The organism is Methylocystis suflitae, from assembly GCF_024448135.1.
GTDB classification, from domain to species: Bacteria; Pseudomonadota; Alphaproteobacteria; order Rhizobiales; family Beijerinckiaceae; genus Methylocystis; species Methylocystis suflitae.
In genome coordinates, this window is the sequence record NZ_JAMRYX010000090.1 from 1 (window position 1) to 17,190 (window position 17,190).

The 17,190-nt window shown below is 62.8% G+C and carries 14 protein-coding genes; 5 read left to right on the plus strand and 9 right to left on the minus strand.

Going from position 1 to position 17,190, the window contains the following annotated elements:
• Both NEI07_RS07525 and NEI07_RS07530 read right to left on the minus strand, forming a co-directional pair.
• Nucleotides 1-1,177, minus strand: a 1,177-nt coding sequence (locus NEI07_RS07525) for a DEAD/DEAH box helicase (protein ID WP_256033763.1), incomplete at its 3' end; no start/stop codon positions are given.
• A gap of 242 nt (nucleotides 1,178-1,419) precedes the next feature.
• The gene (locus tag NEI07_RS07530) at nucleotides 1,420-1,770 is read right to left on the minus strand and encodes a hypothetical protein (protein WP_256033764.1); all 351 of its coding nucleotides are present in this window, start codon (nucleotides 1,768-1,770) and stop codon (nucleotides 1,420-1,422) included.
• Nucleotides 1,771-2,034: 264 nt separating this feature from the next.
• Between NEI07_RS07530 and clpS the strand changes: the two genes are divergently transcribed.
• Together clpS and clpA are read left to right on the plus strand one after the other, a co-directional pair.
• The gene (gene clpS, locus NEI07_RS07535; RefSeq protein WP_256033765.1) at nucleotides 2,035-2,394 is read left to right on the plus strand and encodes an ATP-dependent Clp protease adapter ClpS; all 360 of its coding nucleotides are present in this window, start codon (nucleotides 2,035-2,037) and stop codon (nucleotides 2,392-2,394) included.
• A 9-nt stretch (nucleotides 2,395-2,403) separates the two neighbouring features.
• Complete coding sequence (gene clpA, locus NEI07_RS07540; RefSeq protein WP_256033766.1) at nucleotides 2,404-4,842, plus strand: ATP-dependent Clp protease ATP-binding subunit ClpA; 2,439 nt, start codon at nucleotides 2,404-2,406, stop codon at nucleotides 4,840-4,842.
• 111 nt (nucleotides 4,843-4,953) lie between these two features.
• Here clpA and uvrA read toward each other — a convergent pair whose 3' ends face one another.
• A complete protein-coding gene (uvrA, locus tag NEI07_RS07545; protein WP_256033769.1) occupies nucleotides 4,954-7,959 on the minus strand; it encodes an excinuclease ABC subunit UvrA in 3,006 nt (1,001 codons plus the stop codon).
• 436 nt (nucleotides 7,960-8,395) lie between these two features.
• On the opposite strand from uvrA, the gene NEI07_RS07550 reads away from it, so the two are divergent.
• From NEI07_RS07550 to ssb, 3 genes are all read left to right on the plus strand, one after another.
• On the plus strand, nucleotides 8,396-8,818 hold the full coding sequence (locus NEI07_RS07550) for a type II toxin-antitoxin system VapC family toxin (RefSeq protein ID WP_256033770.1): 423 nt from the start codon (nucleotides 8,396-8,398) through the stop codon (nucleotides 8,816-8,818).
• Nucleotides 8,819-8,850: 32 nt separating this feature from the next.
• Nucleotides 8,851-10,200: a C4-dicarboxylate transporter DctA gene (gene dctA, locus NEI07_RS07555; RefSeq protein WP_256033771.1), complete on the plus strand. Its 1,350-nt coding sequence runs from the start codon at nucleotides 8,851-8,853 to the stop codon at nucleotides 10,198-10,200.
• Between the two features lie 210 nt (nucleotides 10,201-10,410).
• Complete coding sequence (ssb, locus tag NEI07_RS07560; protein WP_256033772.1) at nucleotides 10,411-10,914, plus strand: single-stranded DNA-binding protein; 504 nt, start codon at nucleotides 10,411-10,413, stop codon at nucleotides 10,912-10,914.
• Nucleotides 10,915-10,926: 12 nt separating this feature from the next.
• Here ssb and lpxB read toward each other — a convergent pair whose 3' ends face one another.
• From lpxB to NEI07_RS07590, 6 genes are all read right to left on the minus strand, one after another.
• Nucleotides 10,927-12,069 carry a lipid-A-disaccharide synthase gene (gene lpxB, locus NEI07_RS07565; protein ID WP_256033773.1) on the minus strand — a complete coding sequence of 381 codons (1,143 nt, stop codon included), beginning with the start codon at nucleotides 12,067-12,069 and terminating at the stop codon, nucleotides 10,927-10,929.
• Nucleotides 12,066-12,866, minus strand: a complete 801-nt coding sequence (lpxA, locus tag NEI07_RS07570) for an acyl-ACP--UDP-N-acetylglucosamine O-acyltransferase (RefSeq protein WP_256033774.1) — start codon at nucleotides 12,864-12,866, stop codon at nucleotides 12,066-12,068. Before lpxA ends, lpxB begins: the two co-directional genes overlap by 4 nt.
• 22 nt (nucleotides 12,867-12,888) lie before the next feature.
• Nucleotides 12,889-13,353, minus strand: coding sequence for a 3-hydroxyacyl-ACP dehydratase FabZ (fabZ, locus tag NEI07_RS07575; RefSeq protein WP_256033776.1), 465 nt, complete (start codon nucleotides 13,351-13,353; stop codon nucleotides 12,889-12,891).
• A 55-nt stretch (nucleotides 13,354-13,408) separates the two neighbouring features.
• A complete protein-coding gene (lpxD, locus tag NEI07_RS07580; protein WP_305123657.1) occupies nucleotides 13,409-14,437 on the minus strand; it encodes a UDP-3-O-(3-hydroxymyristoyl)glucosamine N-acyltransferase in 1,029 nt (342 codons plus the stop codon).
• A 124-nt stretch (nucleotides 14,438-14,561) separates the two neighbouring features.
• A complete protein-coding gene (gene bamA / locus NEI07_RS07585; protein ID WP_256033780.1) occupies nucleotides 14,562-16,883 on the minus strand; it encodes an outer membrane protein assembly factor BamA in 2,322 nt (773 codons plus the stop codon).
• Nucleotides 16,884-16,933: 50 nt separating this feature from the next.
• The coding region (locus NEI07_RS07590; protein ID WP_256033782.1) for a hypothetical protein at nucleotides 16,934-17,190 on the minus strand (257 nt) is incomplete at its 5' end.

Sequence of the window (17,190 nt, forward strand, 5' to 3'; positions counted from 1 at the left end):
CGCCGCGGCGCTCTTGCGGGCGGCTGCTCGTCTCCATCGGCGGCGGCAAAGCGTCGAAGCCCGGCCCCTCCCAGTCGATCGCCTTGCCGATGAGGCTCTGGATCTGGTCGATATATTTCATGTCGTCGTCGGTGACGAGCGTGATCGCCACGCCTGACCGGCCAGCGCGGCCGGTGCGGCCGATCCTATGCACGTAATCTTCGCTGTGCGTCGGGACGTCGAAGTTGAACACATGGCTCACGTCCGGAATGTCGAGGCCGCGAGCCGCCACATCTGAACACACGATCAGCGACACATCGCCAGTCTTGAACGCGTCGAGCGAGGCCATCCGCGCGAGCTGATCCATGTCGCCGTGCAGGGCGCCGGCGGAAAAGCCGTGCTTGACGAGCGAGCGATGTAGAGTCGCCACGTCGCGCTTGCGGTTGCAGAAGATGATCGCGTTCTTGAAGTTTTCGGCGTCGCGAATGAGGTTGCGCAACGTCTCACGCTTATCGGCGTGGCCCCGCGAAGCGACGAGAACCTGCCGGATCGTGGTCGCCGTCGTCGCGGCGCGCGAGACTTCGCAGCGGATCGGATTATGCAGAAAGGCTTCAGTCAGCCGCGTGATTTCAGGCGGCATGGTCGCAGAAAAGAAGAGCGTCTGCCGCGTGAACGGCACCAGCTTGCAGACGCGCTCGATGTCGGGAATGAAACCCATGTCGAGCATACGGTCCGCCTCGTCGATGACGAGAACTTCGATGCCGGTGAGCAGCAGCTTGCCGCGATCGAAGAAGTCGAGCAGGCGGCCCGGCGTGGCGATCAGCACGTCGGCCCCGCGCATGATTTTGGTTTCTTGCTCGCCGAAGGCGACGCCGCCGATCAGCAGCGCGACGTTGAGGCGATGGTTCTTGCCGTATTTGGCGAAGCTTGCTTCGACTTGCGCGGCAAGTTCCCGCGTCGGCTCCAGAATAAGCGTTCGCGGCATTCTGGCGCGGGCGCGGCCGCTTTCGAGACGGCTCAGCATCGGCAGGGTAAAGGCGGCTGTCTTGCCGGTGCCCGTTTGGGCGATGCCGAGAATGTCGCGCCCCTGCAAGGCGGGTGGAATGGCCTGCGCCTGAATTGGCGTGGGGGTCGTATAGCCGGACGTTTGGACGGCTGCGAGAACCTTTTGGGAAAGGCCCAGTTCTTCGAATGTCATTAATTATCCTGAATTACGGCTCGCATGTGCGGAAACTCCGCTTGCGCGCCAGCCGTAAAGAAGCGCGCGTGGATGTTGAGAGAAGTCGCCGTCGACGCCGCAACAGCTATTTGGCCCGCCGACGGTCCGCCGCAAAGAAGCGCGGGCGATGGCCACGGGAATGCTTTACGGGCAAATGCCAGATTGTCAATAAATATATGCGCACGTCGGGCCGCGCACACGAGGATTGGCCGCAAAAAAACTTAATGATCGGCGATTTCGCCAGCTTCGCCGCAAGGCGTCAACGCCTTCCGCCCTTTGCGCCCGTCCGGGATCGAGCCTGTCGGCAAATGGTCGACGTCGGCCTCGCGTTGTCCTGTCGGCGCCTCAGGTTGCGGCGCCGCCTTGGCAAGGCCGCGCAGTTCGGCTTCCGCGCCCCCGGAAACGCGCGCCGGCGCTAGGGTTTCGGGAGGCTCAAACATATTCGAGAGCAGCTTCGCGCCGAGCACGCTGCACAAACAAGCGGCGATCGACAGCGCCGCGAGACTCCAGACGCCCGCCGGAAGGCCGGCGCGGGGTTGGCTTAATCGGCGATGCTCGAGGGGTCGACGCACTTGAATGCCTGAAGGTTAGCGGTGTGACGCTAATCTTGCGTAGGTAAATTTTTTATTGATGCGGCCTTCGACCAAACTCGGCGACGCGTCGTGCGACCCCTTGCCAAGCCGGAGGGAAAGCTCAAAACTAGCGATGTTCTTGATTTCCCTCACCGTGGAAATGGCCCAGATTCTGCGAGGCGACCCTAAAAGAACCAACGTGCCGACCTACATGAAAAGGATCGAAAGGGTGAAGACGTGGCGGCGGAGGATTTAACGCTAGCGATGGCGGCTAATGCGCCGCGAGCGGCCAAGGAGCCGCGCAAAGGGGGAGGCGACGTCGGTCCCGGGGCCGGAACCGCGCTCGTCACGCGCACGCGTCCTCAGACGCGCAAGCCCAATATGTATCGGGTGCTTTTGTTGAATGACGACTACACGACCCAGGAGTTCGTGGTGATCGTGCTGCGCAAATATTTCAACAAGTCCGTGGAGGAAGCCACGCGCATCATGCTCCACGTCCACAATCACGGCGTCGGCGAATGCGGCGTCTACACCTACGAGGTCGCTGAGACCAAAGTCACCCAGGTCATGGATTTTGCAAGGAAGCATCAGCATCCTCTGCAATGCATCATGGAAAAGAAATAGGACGAGCGCATGCCGACCTTCTCGCGCAATCTCAAGCAGACCCTCGATCGTGCGCTCGCGTCCGCCCGCGAGCGGCGCCATGAATATGCGACGCTCGAGCACCTCCTGCTGAGTCTCGTCGAGGACGTCGACGCGTCGGCGGTGCTCCGCGCCTGTTCGGTGGATCTCGACGTACTGACCAAGAATTTGCGCGACTACATCGATCGCGAGCTCGACAACCTCGTCAACGATGACGCGGATGAATGCAAGCCTACCGCGGGATTCCAGCGGGTCGTGCAGCGGGCGATTATCAGCGTCCAATCGTCCGGCCGCGAAGACGTCAGCGGCGCCAATGTGCTTGTCGCGCTGTTCGCCGAGCGCGAAAGCCACGCTGTCTATTTCCTGCAGGAGCAGGACATGACGCGCTATGACGCCGTCAATTTCATCAGCCATGGCATCGCCAAGCGTCCGGGGCTTTCGGACGCCAGCCGGAGCCCGCGCGGCGTCGAGGAAGACGGCGAGCGCAGCGAAGGCCGGGAGGGCCGCGACGGCGAGAGCCGCAAGAAGGAAGGCGCGCTCGAGGCCTATTGCGTCAACCTCAACAGGAAGGCGCGCGACGGTCGAATCGACCCGCTGATCGGCCGCGAGCCGGAAGTGCTGCGCACGATTCAGGTTCTGTGCCGCCGGCAGAAGAATAATCCCCTGCTGGTCGGCGATCCCGGCGTGGGCAAGACGGCGATCGCCGAAGGCCTCGCGCGTAAGATCGTCTCGAACGAAGTGCCGGAGGTTCTCGCCGGGGCGACGGTGTTCGCGCTCGACATGGGCGCGCTGCTCGCCGGCACGCGCTATCGCGGCGACTTCGAAGAACGCCTGAAGCAGGTCGTGAAGGAAATCGAGAATCACAAGAACGCGATTCTCTTCATCGACGAGATCCATACGGTGATTGGCGCGGGCGCCACCTCGGGCGGCGCGATGGACGCCTCGAACCTTCTGAAGCCCGCGCTGGCGCAGGGCGTTCTGCGCTGCATCGGCTCGACGACCTACAAGGAATACCGGCAATATTTCGAGAAGGACCGCGCGCTCGTTCGCCGCTTCCAGAAGATTGACGTCAACGAACCCTCGATCCCCGATGCGATCGAAATCGTGAAGGGGCTCAAGCCCTATTTCGAGGAGTTCCATAAGATCCGCTACACCAACGACGCGCTAAAGGCGGCGGTGGAGCTCTCGGCGCGTTACATTCATGACCGCAAGCTGCCGGACAAGGCGATCGACGTGATCGACGAAACCGGCGCGGCGCAGATGCTGGTCGCGGAAAACAAGCGCAAGAAGACGATCGGACTGAAAGAGATCGAAACGACGATCGCCACCATGGCGCGCGTGCCGGCGAAGACCGTCTCCAAGGACGACGCCGAAGTTCTCGCGCATCTCGATGAGACGCTGCGGCGCGTCGTCTACGGGCAGGATAAGGCGATCTCGGCGCTGACGTCGGCGATCAAGCTCGCGCGGGCCGGTCTGCGCGATCAAGAGAAGCCGATCGGCTGCTATCTCTTCTCCGGTCCGACCGGCGTCGGCAAGACCGAAGCCGCGCGCCAGCTCGCGACATCGCTCGGCATCGAGCTCGTGCGCTTCGACATGTCGGAATATATGGAGCGCCATACGGTGAGCCGGCTGATCGGCGCGCCGCCCGGCTATGTCGGCTTTGATCAGGGCGGTCTGCTGACCGACGCCATCGACCAGCATCCGCATTGCGTGCTGCTGCTCGACGAGATCGAGAAGGCGCATCCCGATCTTTACAACATCCTGCTGCAGGTAATGGATCACGGGAAGCTGACCGATCACAACGGCAAGACGATCGACTTCCGCAACGTCATCCTCATCATGACGACGAATGCGGGCGCGCAGGATCTTGCCCGCACGCCGATCGGCTTCACGCGCACGCGCCGCGATCTCGACGACAGCGAAGCGATCAATCGGCTCTTTGCGCCGGAGTTCCGCAATCGTCTCGACGCCATCGTGCCTTTCGGTCATCTGCCGGTCGACGTCATCAAGCGCGTTGTCGACAAATTCATCATGCAGCTCGAAGCGCAGCTTGCCGACCGCAACGTCACGATCGAACTCACCGACGAAGCGCGCAGCTGGCTCGTCGAGCACGGCTATGACGAATCGATGGGCGCGCGGCCGATGTCGCGGGTCATTCACCAGCACATCAAGACGCCGCTCGCCGACGAGGTGCTGTTCGGCCGCCTCAAGAATGGCGGCGCTGTGCGCGTCGTCGTCGTCGGCGACGACAGCGGAGCGAAGTCGCTGGGCTTCGTCTTCCCCGAGGGCCCGGTGCTGCCGCGGCCTGAGCGCGACATCTTCGAAGCCGGCAAGAAGCGCGCCGCGGAAGAAGCCGCGTCGGGAGATGACGCGCCGGTTCGCGCTGCCGATGCGGAACGCGACGAACGTCCGGCGCCGTTGAAGAGCTAAACGCCCAACGCAGTGCGCCGCACAACAAACATGAGCCGCTTCGCGAAGCCCTTGCGAGGCGGCTCACTGCTTTTGAGGAGAAGGCGTGGCCGCGGCGCTTCTGTGACGAACTTAAAGTGTCCGCGCTTTCTTAGATTTCGCCGGCGCCGGCGCCGCCGCAGATGATTTTCGCGCCATTGCTTCGGCGAGATAGCGCCCCGTGTGGCTGCGCGTCTCCTTGATGATCTGAGATGGCGGTCCGGCCGCGACGATTTCGCCGCCGCCGTCGCCGCCCTCCGGCCCCATGTCGATGATCCAATCCGCCGTCTTGATGACCTCGAGATTGTGCTCGATCACCAGCACCGTGTTCCCCTGCTCGACAAGTTCATGCAGCACTTCGAGCAGCTTGGCGACGTCGTGGAAATGCAGACCTGTCGTCGGCTCGTCGAGAATATAGAGCGTGCGGCCTGTGGAGCGGCGCGACAGCTCCTTAGAGAGCTTGACGCGCTGGGCCTCGCCCCCCGATAGCGTCGTCGCCTGCTGGCCGACATGGATGTAATCGAGGCCGACGCGTTTTAAAGTTTCCATCTTGTCGCGGATCGAGGGCACCGCCTTGAACAGATTCGCCGCCTCCTCGACCGTCATGTCGAGCACGTCGGCGATGGATTTTTCGCGATATTTCACTTCGAGCGTCTCGCGATCGTAACGCTTGCCCTTGCACACGTCGCAGGTCACGTAGACGTCTGGGAGAAAGTGCATCTCGATTTTGATGACGCCGTCGCCCTGGCAGGCTTCGCAGCGGCCGCCCTTGACGTTGAAGGAGAAGCGTCCCGGCGCATAGCCGCGCGCCTTCGCCTCGGGGAGGCCCGCGAACCATTCGCGAATGGGCGTGAAGGCGCCGGTGTAGGTCGCGGGATTGGAGCGCGGCGTGCGGCCGATTGGCGACTGATCGATGTCGATGATCTTGTCGATCTGCTCGAGTCCTTCGAGGCGATCGAAGGGCGCCGGGTGCTCATGCGCGCCGGAGAGCCGCCGGGCTACGGCCTTGTAGAGCGTTTCGATGACGAGCGTCGACTTGCCGCCGCCCGAGACGCCAGTGACGCAAGTGAAAAGGCCAAGCGGCACTTCCGCCGTGACGTCCTTAAGATTATTGCCGCGCGCGCCAAAGAGCTTGAGCCAACGGCCCGCCGTCGGCTTGCGCAGCTTGTGACGAAGAATCACCTGCTTCTCGCCGGTCAAATATTGCCCAGTGAGCGACGCGGGATCGTTCATGATCTCCGCCGGCGTCCCTTGCGCGACGATTTTGCCGCCGTGAATGCCGGCGCCGGGTCCGACATCGACGACATAATCCGCGGCGAGAATCGCGTCCTCGTCGTGCTCGACGACGATGACGCTGTTGCCGAGATTGCGCAGCCGCCGCAGCGTGTCGAGCAGACGGTCATTGTCGCGCTGATGCAGCCCGATCGACGGTTCGTCCAGCACGTAAAGAACGCCGGTCAGTCCCGAGCCGATTTGCGACGCGAGGCGGATCCGCTGGCTTTCGCCCCCCGAGAGCGAGCCTGAATTGCGCGACAGCGTCAGATAGTCGAGGCCGACATCGACGAGAAAGTTTAGCCGGTCGCGAATCTCCTTCAGAATGCGGAAGGCGATTTCATTGCGTTTCTTGTCGAGCGCGTCGGGTAGCGCGCGAAACCACTCGAGCGCGGCGCGCACGGAAAGCTCCGAGACTTCGCCGATATGTTTGCGCGCGACTTTGACGGCGAGCGCTTCGGGCTTCAAGCGAAAGCCTTCGCAGGCGAGGCACGGCGTCGCCGACATATAGCGGCCGATCTCGTCGCGCGCCCATTCGCTTTCGGTTTCGAGATAGCGCCGCTCGAGATTGATGACGACGCCTTCGAAGGGCTTCTTCACGTCATAGGCGCGAAAGCCGTCGTCATAGGAAAAGCGGATCTCCTCGTCCCCCGATCCATAGAGAATGACGTTTCGCGCCTTGTCGGAAAGCGTCTCCCACGGGACGTCGAGCCGAAACTTGTAATGCTTGCCGAGCGCTTCGAGCGTCTGCTGATAATAGGGCGAAGTTGATTTCGCCCAGGGCGCGATCGCGCCTTTGCGCAGCGTCAGCTTCGGATTTGGGGCGACGAGATCGGCGTCGACCTTCTGCTCATGGCCGATGCCGCCGCAAACTGGACAGGCGCCGAAGGGATTATTGAACGAAAACAACCGCGGCTCGATCTCGGGGATGGTGAAGCCCGACACCGGACAGGCGAATTTCGACGAAAACAAAATGTGATGCGGGGCGTAATGCGTCGAGACATTCGCCGCCGACTGCACGGGCGCGATTAGAACGTTCTCGCCTTTCGGGACGTCGGCGAATTCAACGACGGCGAGGCCGCCCGACAAATCGAGCGCGGTCTCAAAACTGTCGGCCAATCGCGCGCTCATGTCGGGGCGCACGACAATGCGATCGACCACGACATCGATGTCGTGCTTCAATTTCTTGTCGAGCGCAGGCGCGTCGGCGATCTCATGATAGGTCCCGTCGATCTTGAGGCGCTGGAAGCCCTTTTTCGTATATTCGGCGATCTCCTTGCGGTATTCGCCTTTGCGGCCGCGCACGACCGGCGCGAGCAGATAGAGCCGCGAGCCTTCAGGAAGCGCCAGCACGCGATCGACCATCTGCGAGACGGTCTGGCTCTCGATCGGCAGCCCTGTCGCTGGCGAATAGGGCACGCCGACGCGGGCCCAGAGCAAACGCATATAGTCGTGAATCTCGGTGACCGTGCCGACGGTCGAGCGCGGGTTTTTGGATGTCGTCTTCTGTTCGACGGAGATCGCCGGCGAAAGCCCGTCGATCTGATCGACGTCAGGCTTCTGCATGATCTCCAGAAATTGCCGCGCATAGGCCGACAGCGACTCGACATAGCGGCGCTGGCCTTCGGCATAAATGGTGTCGAAGGCCAGCGACGATTTGCCCGAGCCGGACAGGCCGGTGAACACCACGAGCTTATCGCGCGGAATCGTCAGATCGACATTCTTGAGATTATGTTCGCGCGCGCCGCGAATGGAGATGGATTTGGAGTCTGCGCTGGAGTGAATTGATGCGCCCGCTCGCGCGTCTTTTTGCTTGATGATCGCCATTCACAAAGGCCGGAAGGAGAGTGGAAGCGTCATTTAGGCGCTGAGCAAGGCAAATGCCACGCGCCGCCGCATAAATCCATCTGAAGCTTATCCGATGCCCGATCAGCTGCCTTTGATGTCGGTCTTGATGTCGCGCCCGCATGGCGATATCATTGATATCAAACCCGGAGATTGGCGTGCCTGACATACTGTTGAGAAACGTTCCCCCGGAAATGAAGCGCCAGATCGAAGATCTGGCTCACGGGCATAAGCGCAGCATTTCGAGCCAGGCGAAATTGTTGCTGGAACGCGCTTTGTCTCAGGCTATGCGGCCAGAGCGCGCCCGAGGAGCCGGAGGACTTGGAACGCGGCTTAAGGGTCTCGTGTCGCAAGAAGATTGGACGGACGATTTCATTCTGCCTCGTGATCACAGCGACCGCGCCTCGCCGGATTTCGAATGATCTTGCTCGACACCAACATCGTCTTTGAAATGATGAAGCCGATGGGCGACGGTAACGTGCGGCGCTGGATGGACTCATATTCTGAGCTCGATTTCTTCATTGCGACGCCAGTTATCGCGGAGCTTCGTTTTGGTCTGGCGCTGCTGCCTCAGGGGCGAAAGAAGGATGTTTTGACCAAGGCCTGCGACGCGATCGAAGATGAGATTTTCGCTGGCCGCATATTGGCGTTTGATCAACGCGCGGCGCTCGCCTTCGCCCGTTTGCGCGCCAGAAGCAAAATGCGAGGCAAGCCGCTCGCCGTCATGGATGCAATGGTCGCAAGCATTGCATCTGCGCATGCGATGACGCTCGCGACGCGCAATGTTGCAGACTTTAGCGATTTAGACCTTGCTGTCATAAATCCTTTCACGGTCCAATAGAGTTCTTCGACGCTCTCCGGGAGCTCCCCTTCGTGACGCTCGACTTACGCACTGGCAAAAAGGCGACGCCGACCGCTCCGTTCGCCCCGAGCAGTCGAAAACCCCTCTACCGCCACCTCTATGTCCAGGTGCTCGCGGCCATTGCGATTGGCGCGCTGTTCGGCTGGCTGGCGCCGCACGTCGCCGCGCAGGACTGGGTGAAGGCGCTCGGCGACGGCTTCGTCAAGCTCATCAAGATGGCGATCGCGCCGATCATCTTTTGCACGGTCGTCTCCGGCGTCGCCCATATCGAGGACGCGCGCAAGGTCGGCCGCGTCGGCCTCAAGGCGCTCCTCTATTTCGAGATCGTCTCCACATTCGCCCTCGCGCTTGGCCTGCTGATTGGAAATCTTGCGCAGGTCGGCGCTGGCTTCGCCGGAAAACCCGACCCTTCCGCCGTCGCCAAATATACGGCGCTCGCGGAAAAGCGCGGCGGCGTCGATTTTCTTCTCGACATCATCCCCGACAGCGCGATCGGCGCCTTCGCCAAGGGCGATATTCTGCAAGTTTTGCTATTCTCGCTGCTCTTCGGCTTCGCGCTTCTCGCGCTCGGCGAGCGCGGCCGCGCGCTGCGGGTGATCATCGACGACGTCGGCCACGCCATGTTCGGCGTCATCGCCATCATCATGAAGGCGGCGCCGATCGGCGCCTTCGGCGCCATGGCCTATACGGTCGCGAAATACGGCTCGGCTGCGCTTCTCTCGCTCGCTGGACTCGTCGGTCTGTTCTATCTCACCGCCGGGGTCTTCGTCGTCTTGGTGCTCGGCGCCATCGCACGCGCGGCCGGCTTCAACATCTTCAGCCTTATCGCCTATCTGCGCGACGAGCTGCTCATCGTGCTTGGCACATCCTCATCGGAAAGCGCCCTGCCCGCCTTGATGGAGAAGCTGCAATGGCTCGGCTGCTCGAAGTCAGTCGTCGGACTCGTCGTGCCGACGGGCTATTCCTTCAATCTCGACGGCACCAACATCTATATGACGCTGACGACGCTGTTCATCGCGCGCGCGATGGGCATCGAGCTTGATCTGTCCCATCAGGCGACCATCCTCATCGTCGCAATGCTGACGTCGAAAGGCGCGAGCGGCGTTTCCGGCGCGGGGTTCATCACCCTGGCGGCGACGCTGACGGCGGTCGATCCGCAGCTGGCGCCGGGCATGTCGCTTGTGCTCGGCGTCGATAAATTCATGAGCGAGTGCCGGGCCTTGACCAATTTCATCGGCAATGGCGTCGCCGCCATCGTGGTCGCCGCCTGGGAGGGCGAGCTGGACCGCGCGCGGCTGACGGCGGGACTCGCACGCAAGATTGATCCTTCCGATGTCGCGATCGGCGTCACGACCGATTGAGACCGGGAGCCCGCAGACGCGCGCAACCTCTCCTTAGGAAAAGAGAACAAAAATTTCCTGTGCTTGCACGAGGTTACGACAAATGTTAGAACAAAAAACGAACGTTTCGGGTCGCGCGGCGCGCACATCATCTGTGGACAAGCCGAGCCGGCGCGCCCCAGGAGCGGCCTTTGCACTAGAGTGCCACGCGTCAAGCAAGCGGAGAGCGATATGGCGGGCAGCGTCAACAAAGTGATCCTGATCGGCCATCTCGGCCGCGATCCGGAGGTGCGGACGCTGCCGTCCGGCGATCGCGTCGTCTCTTTTTCGGTGGCGACCACCGAATCCTGGCGCGACAAGAACACCGGCGAGCGCAAAGATCGGACCGAGTGGCACAATGTGTCGATCTTCAACGAAAATCTCGGGAAGATCGCTGAGCAATACTGCCGCAAGGGCTCCAAGATCTATCTCGAGGGCCAGCTGCAGACACGCGAATACACCGACAAGGACGGCAATCAGCGCAAGGCGACCGATGTCGTGCTGCAACGTTTTCGCGGCGAGCTGACTCTGCTCGACAGCAAGGGCGGACGCGGCGAGGGCGACTACGACAGCGGCTATAGCCAAAGCGGCGGATCCTTTGGCCGCTCCTCGCCGATGGAGCGCGGTCCCAGCGAACGGCGTCCCGCCCCGGCCGGCAAGCTTTCCGACCAACTCGACGACGACATTCCCTTCTGATCCCAGAACGCTCTATGAGCGACCGCGCGACGCATATTCGAGGATGATGTCAGCCGCCCGAGCGCTCGGCGTTCGGCCTGTCTCGAGCAGGCGCTCGCGGACGCGCTTGAAGGCTGCGAGCTGCGCTTCGCGCGCGGCGCTCTCGCGCAAGAGCGGCCTCAACGCCTCGGCGAGCGCGCGCGGCGTCGCCGCCTCCTGCAGGAATTCCGGCACAATATTCTCGCCGATGATGAGATTGGGCAGCACGATCGACTCGACTTTGACGAGAAAGCGCAGCAGCGATTCGGCGCGCGAGACCTTATAGGCGACCACCATCGGAACTCCGGCGAGCGCCAGCTCCAGCGTCGCGACGCCGGACGTGACGAGCGCGGCGCGCGCATTTCGAAAGGCGGCGAATTTCTCCGCCTGGCCAATCAGACGCGGCGTCAACGGCCATCCCTGCAACTCACGCAACAAGGTCTTCTCAACATTCGGCGCGACAGGAATGGCGACCTCGAAGTCGGCGCGTTCGCGCAAGAGAAGTTCGAGCGCGTCACCGTAGATCGGCGTCATGCGTCGCACTTCCGCCAGACGCGACCCGGGCAGAACAAGCAGGGTGCGCGCGCCGCCGCGCTCCTGAAGGGGCCGCGCCAACTCGTCGAGACGCTCGACGAGCGGATGGCCGACATAGACGCATCGCGGGCCGCCGAGGCGAACATGCGCCTGCGGCTCAAAGGGCAGCAGCGCCAGCAGGCAATCGACATAGTCACGCATCGCGGACGCGCGGCCGGGCCTCCACGCCCATACGGTCGGGCTGACGTAATCAACGATCGGCAGGTCAGGTCGGGCGGCCCGCACCCGGCGCGCGACGCGATGGGTAAAATCCGGCGCGTCGATGATGACGAGACAATCCGGCGCCTGATCGATGACCGCGCGCGCCGTCTGCGCGATGCGCCGGAGAAGACGCGGCAGCCGCGCCAAGACAGGAATGAGGCCCATCACGGCGATGTCTTCGAGCGGAAACAGCGAAGCGAGGCCTTCGCGCGCCATCGCCTCGCCCCCGACGCCGGCGAAAACGGTCTCTGGACGCGCAGCGCGCAAAGCCCGCATCAACGCTGCGCCGAGCTGATCGCCAGAGGCTTCGCCGGCGACAAGGAAGATGCGCGGCGCGTTCAAGGCGATTCAGCGCGGGCGCGAGGCGCGCAAAGCGGCCGCGTCGAGGGCGCGCGCAGAAATTCTACGATCGCCGCAATGTCTGCGTCATCCGCGAAATCCCGTGAAAGACAGTCGATGCGTTCGCTCAGCGGGCGCGCCTCGCGCGCGAAGAGCAGGCGATACGCCCGGCGTAGTTGCTCGACGCGCTCCGGCGAGAAACCGCGCCGCTGCAGGCCGATGCGGTTGAGGCCGAAAAGATGGGCGCGGTTGCCCGACGCAAGCGCGTAGGGAATGACGTCGCCTTCGACGCCCGAGAGGCCGCCAACGAAGGCGTGCGCGCCGATGCGCACATTCTGATGCACCGCCGTCGCGCCGCCGATCATCGCATGGTCCCCAATCTCGACGTGCCCGCCCAGCAGAACCTGATTGGACAGTATCACGTCGTCGCCCAGCCGACAGTCGTGAGCGACGTGCGAAGCGGCAAGAAATACGCAGCGCGCCCCGATATGCGTGCCCTCGCCCGCGCCTGCATTGATGGTCGCGCCTTCACGAATGACGCAATCGTCGCCGATCGTCAGCGCGCCCTGTGCGAGCGCAGCCTTGATATCCTGCGACGGCAGTCCCACCGCGGCGAAGGGGAAAATCCGGGCGCGCGCGCCGATTCGCGTCCGCCCGCCGACGACGACATGGGAGAGGAGAGTCGCGCCGTCGCCGATCTCGACGTCCGCGCCGATGTGGCAGAACGGGCCGATGGCGACGCCTGCGCCGAGCCGCGCGCCGTCTTCGACCACAGAGGACGGATGAACCGAAGGGTTCATTGTCGCACGCGCCTCGGTGAAGCTAAGCGCCCATCATGACGCTGATCTGCGCCTCGCAGACCAGCGCGCCGTCGACCATCGCTCTGCCAGAATACCACCAGATGTTTCGCTTCTGCGCAGTTTTGGCCATATGGAATTCGACGCGGTCGCCGGGCGTCACCGGCTTGCGGAATTTCGCGTTGTCGATCGTGACGAAATAAACCAGACGCGACCGGTCCGCGCCTTTCAGCGCGCGGATGGCGATGACGCCGGCGGTCTGCGCCATCGCCTCGATGAGCAGGACCCCGGGCATGATGGGACGCTCGGGAAAATGCCCCTGAAACTGCGGCTCGTTGACCGTGACGTTCTTCACGCCGACGCAAGATTCGTCACCGCGGATGTCGAAGATGCGATCGACGAGCAAGAACGGATACCGATGCGGCAGTTGGCTCATGATCTGCAAAATGTCGGCGCTCTCCAGAGTCGCGCCGGCCGCGGCCTCGGACATTTCTTCCTCCTTCTCGAGGGCTTGGCAAGCGCCATCCCATTGTGTTTTGATTGTCTTACGTCGTCTTGTCCTTGCGCGCGAGTCGATCGAGCAGCGCCGCGCCGCGCAGGAATCGCCGCAACGGTCGCGCTGGCGCGCCGCCGACCCGCGCCCCGGCCGGCAGGTCGCGCATCACCCCGGATTTAGCCGCAACCGCTGCGCCTTCGCCGATTGTGAGGTGGCCGGCGACGGCGGATTGTCCGCCAAGCGCGACGAAATCGCCGATCTCACAGGAGCCGGCGACGCCCGATTGCGCGACGATGGCGCAAAATCGGCCGATCACCACATTGTGGCCGATCTGCACGAGATTATCGATTTTCGTTCCCTCGCCGATAATCGTGTCGCGCGAAGCGCCTCGATCAATCGTCGTATTGGCGCCGATCTCGACATCGTCCTGCACGATCACGCGACCGACCTGCGGCGTCTTGAGATAGCCTTCGCGCGTCGGCGCGAAGCCGAAGCCATCCTGCCCAAGCCGCGCGCCCGGATGAATGACGACGCGGTCGCCGATCAGCGCATGCGTGAGGCTTGCATGCGCGCCAATCGAACAGTCGCGGCCGATGCGCACATTCGGACCGATCACCGCTTGCGGCCCGATAATTGTTCCAGCGCCGATCTCGGCGCCCGGCCCGATCACGGCGCCGGGATCAACGACCACGCCTGGTTCGAGTCGCGCCTGCGGATGCACCGCCGCTCCCGGAGAAACGCCGCTGGATTGAAATAAGGAGCCGGGTCGCAGCGCCTCCGGAAAGAGATGCGCCGCCGCGAGCGTCATCGCGCGCTGCGGATCGTCGACGAGTAGCGCGACGACGGCGTTCGGCAGCAGATCAAGATGGCGCTCGCGCAGAAAGCAGGCGGTCGCTCGGCATTCCGAGAGCGCCTTGCGATAGCGCGGCTTGTCGAAGAAGCAGAGGTCGCCCGGCCTGCTCCAATCGAGCGGCGCGACGCCGATGATGAGGGGCGGCGGCGCAAGTTCGCCCGGCGCGGGCGCGCCGTCGGGGCCGCCGCGAATTTCTGCGCCGGCGATCTGCGCAATCTCGCTCAAAGGCGCGGGTCGCGCCAACGGGAAGAACGCCGCCGCGCTCACGCTGCAAGGACCTGTGCGGCAGCCCAAGCCAGCCCTTGAGCCGGTCGCCGGGCGTGGTTCGCCCGGCGATCGTTCCCGATCATTAGAAGTTGGTGCCGCCGCTGAAGCGGAAGTTCTGCGTGATGTCGCCATAGACCTTTGAGGTCACGACGGCGTAATCGAAGCGGATCGGCCCCATGGGCGAATTCCACAGCACCGAGGCGCCGACCGAGGAGCGGATCGCGAAATTGTTCGCGATCGGCACCACGCAATTGCCCTGGCCGAAGCCCGCCTGCGCCGTATAAGCGCCGATGCAGGTCACGCCGGGAATCGTCGGCATATTGTTGGCGAAGTTCGTCTTACCGCTGAAATTCCATAGCGAACCGGCGTCGGCGAAAAGCGCCCCTCTCAAGCCCAGATCCTTGGGCAGGTACCAGAAGGGGAACTGAACTTCGAGCGATGCGCCGACATAGTTGGAGCCGCCCAGCGAGTTGCCGCGGTTGTTGTTGAAGCTCGTCAGAATGTTCGAATCGCGCGGACCAATGCCGCCCGGCGCGAAGCCGCGCACCAGGCTGGGGCCGAGGTTGAAGTTGTCCTGAATACGCGGCTTGTAGCCGCCGAAGGTCGACAGATCGCCGCCCTGCAGACGGGCGATGCCGACCACGTCGTCGAGATAGGGAATCTCGCGGAAGTAGCGAATGTCGCCGGTCGTGCGCAGATAGCGCGTGCCGCCGCCAAGACCCGCCACGTCCTGATTGAGCGAGGCCAGCCAACCATTATGGGGGTTCTTGAAGTTGTCGATGGTGCTGTAGTTCAGCGAATAGCCGACGAGCGACGTCAGCAGCCCTCCCTGCGATTCCTTGATCGCGAGCGAGGCTTCGCCGTTCGATTGGCAGTTGACCAGGAGGTTCGGATAGCCGGCGTCCGGCGGGTAGAACGGACTGAAACCAGGCGTGTAGCCAAACACCGGCACCAAACAGTCGTTGTAAGGACGATTCTTGTCGTTCGGGATGGAGATCGTCGTTTGATAGATCGAGTAGTGCGGCGAGAAGCTGAGCTCTTCTGTGATCGGTATGCCGAAGCGCAACGTGCCGCCGTAGGACGTCGAGCTGTAGATCGAGTAGTTATAAGCGTCCTGTCGACGCACGAAGACGTCGAAGCCGGCGGCGATGCGCTGGTCGAGGAAATAAGGCTCGGTGAAGCTGAACGTCACGCCGCGGGCGATCTGGCCGCCCTGCACTGAAAGACGAACCGCCTGGCCGCGACCCATGAAGTTGCTTTCCGACACGGACACTTCGGCGATGAAGCCCTGGTTGGTCGAATAGCCGCCAGAGATGCCGAAGTTGCCGGTGGGCTGATCTTCAACGTCGACGTTCAGGATCACGCGGTCGGGCGCTGAGCCCGGCTCATTGGTGATTTTCACCTTTTTGAAATAGCCGAGGCCATTCAGCCGGCGTTCGGCGCGGTCGATCAGGACGCGGTTATAGGCGTCGCCCTCGCCGATATCGAACTCGCGGCGAATGACATAGTCCCGCGTGCGCGTATTGCCGCGAATGTTGATGCGTTCGATGTAGACCCGGGGTCCTTCCTCGAGCAGGAACTGGATCGCGACCGTCTGATTGGCCGGATTGCGTTCGCCGCGCGGGCGCGCCTGGGTGAAGGCGTAGCCCCGCTTGGCGATTTCGCGCGTCAAGGCTTCGACGGTCTTCTCGACCGCGTCGCCGTTATAGACGTCGCCCGGCGCAAGCCGCAGCAAATCATTCAACGCGGCGCCGTCGACGTCGGGCAGATGGGATTCGACGCCAACGGACGACACGCGATACTGCGGGCCTTCGTTCACGACGATGGTGATGATGTAGCCGGCGGCCGTCGGATCGAACTGCACGTCGGAGCTGATCACGCGAAAATCGGCATAGCCGTTCTTGAGATAGAATCGACGAATGAGTTCGAGGTCCGCCGCGATGCGGTCGGGATCATAAACGTCGCTCGTCTTGAGGAACGACAGGAAGTTCATTTCCGTCGTCTCCATCATGCCGACGAGACGGCGTGTGGAGTAGACCTCATTGCCGATGAATCGGATTTCCTTAACGCCAGTCTTGTCGCCTTCGACGACGGAGTAGACGAGGTCGACTCGTCCGTTTGGCAGATCAACCGTGCGATAGCTCACTTTCGCCGCTGCGCGTCCCGACCGCCGATAGACTTCCGTCAGGCGTGCGACGTCGGCCTCGGCCAGCTGCGGGTTGAAGGGCGTGTGGGCGCGCGAGCGCACCTGCTCCTGCAAGATCTCAGTCTTGACCTTGCTGTTGCCCTCGAATGCGACTCGATTGATGTCAGGCGCGGCGAACGCTGGAACGCTAAACGCCAACAGTGCGGCCACAACCGCGAATAGGAACGATGATTTCCAAATGCCGCTGATTGAGCGCATATAGTGCAGGTCCTCGTCGCAACGTCGCCGCCCGGGTCGCGGCGCGAAACTCAATGTAAAATCGCCGACGGTCGGCGCTTCGCCAGCGTTGAGCGATTCTTTCTACAAGGTTTGCCCGACCCTGCAAATGCAGAATAAATGGTGGTTCCGCAATTTGTCGAAGGCGTGACGTTAAAGCCACGATTCATGGTCAGCGCATGGTTAAGCCATGGCGCCGCAAGCGCGATCATGTCCAAATTGCGACGAGAATCGCGCCCTATCGCGGCGCCATGCGCGCCGCGTCGTTGCAGCGGCTGCGCGCGCGCCA